This window comes from Leisingera sp. F5, assembly GCF_001593695.1.
On the sequence record NZ_LUKH01000314.1, the window covers coordinates 1 to 2,930 of the forward strand.

A 2,930-nucleotide genomic window follows, 5' to 3' on the forward strand; every position below is an offset into this window, starting at 1 on the left:
TGATGTGCAAATTCCAGCACCGCATCCACAGTTGCCTGCGACGCCGCAGCAGCCGCAGCTGTGGCCTCCAGCGACGCCACCTTGAAGACCGGCAATCCCTCCGACGGATCGGCCAGGCCCACCAGATCCTTAAGCTCCTGCGCAAATACCCCGTTATTGAAACCGGCATAACCCTGCAGCGCCTTGGCAGCGTCCTGAAGCGGGGCAGCAGCGGCATCTGCGGCATCAATATCATGCGCAGCCGCCACATCCAGCGCCGCCACCTGGAAGGCGCTGATCCAGCCATTGATCTCCAGCAGCTGCTGCAGCACGCCAACCTGGTTGTCCAGCAGCCCCTGGATCGCCGTCCGGTTATCGGAACTGGCCTGGGTTGCCGCAACAGACAGGGTGAACACCATACGCTCCATCGCTTGGGTCAGCGGGCGCACGCTGGCATTACGGGCGCTCAGAACTTCCTTGCGGCTGTCCTTCAGCTCCTTGCGGCTCGCGGTGAGGGTATAGCGGAACAGTTCCACACCCGCGCGGACCTTCTTGGCCCTGAAGGCATCCAGGCCCAGCTCTTCCAGCCGCCCCATGACCGGCTCCAGCCGGCTCAAAGCGTCATTGGCCATTTTTTTGAGCGCCCGCTTGGTGGGCACGTCGCGCACATGGCCCAGCGCCAGTGCCGCACCGGACAAAATGCTGATATCAGCGCGGGTTTCCAGCAGCGTTTGCAAGCTGCCGAACTGTTGCTCAACCAGGTTTTTGAGCACCTCATCAACCTGGCCGATTGTGTCCTCGCCGCCTGCCATCAAACTGTCGCTGGCCTCGGACGCGACCTGCACAAGCTTCGCCTGCACCGTTTGGCTAAGTGTCTGCAGGCTGCCGGTCTGGGAGTCGATCCAGGCCTGATTTCGAAAGGCGCCTTTGCGGGCCGCGATCAGATTGCTGAGCATTTCGGAGGCCGCGTCAGCCTCCTGCCTGAACATGGCCCGCTCTGCCGCAGGCAGTTCAGCCAGGCTGTTTTCAAGATGTGCAATCGCTGCAACCGCCTCAGTCTCGGCCTGGACCAGCTCGTCAACTGATCCAGCTTGCAAGACCGCAATCATCGCATCCTTTGCCCGGCTTCCTGCTTTGACAAGACGGCCGCTCAGCTCCAGCCGGGGCACCTTCTGTTCCGTCAGAACCTCCATTTGGCGGCCGGTCTGGGAAAAGACCAGCGTAACCATGACACCGCCAACAGCAATAGCAGCCCCCATCGCCATCAGGATCAGCGTGATTTTTGCGCCAATGCTGGAAAACAAACGGAAACCGCGCTTGGCGGGAAGTTTTTTCTTTGCAGTCATAGTATCACCCAAGGCATCCGCCCATATTCCGTGCCAAGACCGGACAAGCAGCCGGCCCACCGCCGTTTTCGGCCGGTCAGGCATTCAATGGTGCAGGGCCGCTGCCGCACAGCTGCCCGCATCTCCCAAACAAAAGGGACGCAAGAACGTAAAAAAAATATGAGCGGCAATCGGGAAATCTGTTGAATTTTATCGACTGGCAGAGAAAGCAGCCCGCTGCAAAGGCCGTTTCAACACTACCGGTCAGATCTCTCCGGAGAGACGGCGCGCCGCGTGCAGGGGCAAATTTGTGGTTTCGGTAACAGGCCGGTAACCGGAAAGCGGATCAAAAATATGCCGGATCTGCCCGCCCTCGCGGCAAGTGGTCAGCAGCACCGGACGGCCATTCACCTGCTGGCCGGAAACAGTGACCGGCAAAGTGCCTGTCAACCAGCCGCCATAGCTGACGGCCCCGCTGCCGCTGCGGATGACAATCTCAAAGTAGTCCAGCGCTGCCATTCTGAAGATCAGATCCGGCACCTCGCTTGGCCCGCCGCCCAGATGCTCAACCGTCAGATCGGCACCGATAAGGTTTTGCACCGAATAACCCCAGCGGTGCATGAAATCCTCAACAACGTCCAGGATCTCTTGCGTCCGCTCCTCTGGCTGCACGCCCGGGCCGAATTCCGAAAACCGGCGTTCGAAAGACAGATTTTCCGGCACTCCGCCTCCTAGACCTTGGTTCAGGGCCAAACTGCCCGGTTTGCTGCTGGTTCCGGCAAAGCCTAGCACGCACAACTGCTTCCTGCACAAATGATATTTTGGGAATACAGGTTACACAACGTCACCGTGGCTTTTGCACAATCGCCTGACCGGCTATTCCGGCACGCCCGCCTGCCGCAAGGCAGAAGCCCATTCCTGTCCCGCCGGGCTCATCGCTGCAGGATTGTCGCGCTGGAACTGCGACAGGCAGAACTCCGGCGCGGCCTCAAGCAGTTTTTGGACTGTGCTGCGGGCTTCAGCGCCCCGGCCGGACATTTGCAGGGCGATCGCCTTGGACCGCAGCGGCACTGGAAAGGCGCCCTTGGCTTCAAGCGACCGCTCGGAAAGTTCAATTGCACGGGCAAAGTTGCGGGCAGACAAATACGCCAGCGCCGAGAGCGCATCAAAATAGTACCGCTGCGGTCCTAAAGGCGTCAGCCGCCGGGCCGCGTCGGTCATTTGCACCGCCTCATCCGGCATGTCCTGATAGGCCAGCGTCGCCCCTTTCAAAAGCAGCGCCAGCGCTTCGTTTGGATTGTCGCGCAGCGCCAGGTCATAGGCGTCCTGTGCCAGATCGAAGCGGAACGTCAGGTGGCTGGAGATAAGCCCCTTGAGCGTATGAGCCAATGAGAAACCCGGTGCAGCTTCGATGGCGGCCTCTGCCATCCGGCTGGCCAGGCGGCTGTCCTCTCCACGGTTCACAGACAAGCCCTTTTCGACCCGCATCACATGCCAGAATCCCATCCAGGTCAGCGGCAGCACATGTTTTGGCTCCCGTTCAAGCAGATGCGACAGGATTTCATGTGCTTGCTGGAATTTGCGCGCGTCCATTTCCTGCATCAGCGAAATCGCCGCCATCAACAG

At 60.2% G+C, this 2,930-nt stretch carries 1 protein-coding gene and 2 pseudogenes; all 3 read right to left on the reverse strand.

Translation table 11 applies throughout. From position 1 onward, the window contains the following. Positions 1 to 1,325 (reverse strand): annotated as a pseudogene (locus A2I95_RS29440) (methyl-accepting chemotaxis protein); the annotation flags it as partial. 243 nt (positions 1,326 to 1,568) lie between these two features. Then, positions 1,569 to 2,027: a hypothetical protein gene (locus A2I95_RS29445; protein WP_291735586.1), complete on the reverse strand. Its 459-nt coding sequence runs from the start codon at positions 2,025 to 2,027 to the stop codon at positions 1,569 to 1,571. A gap of 153 nt (positions 2,028 to 2,180) precedes the next feature. Beyond that, positions 2,181 to 2,930, reverse strand: a pseudogene (locus A2I95_RS29450) (transcriptional regulator); the annotation flags it as partial.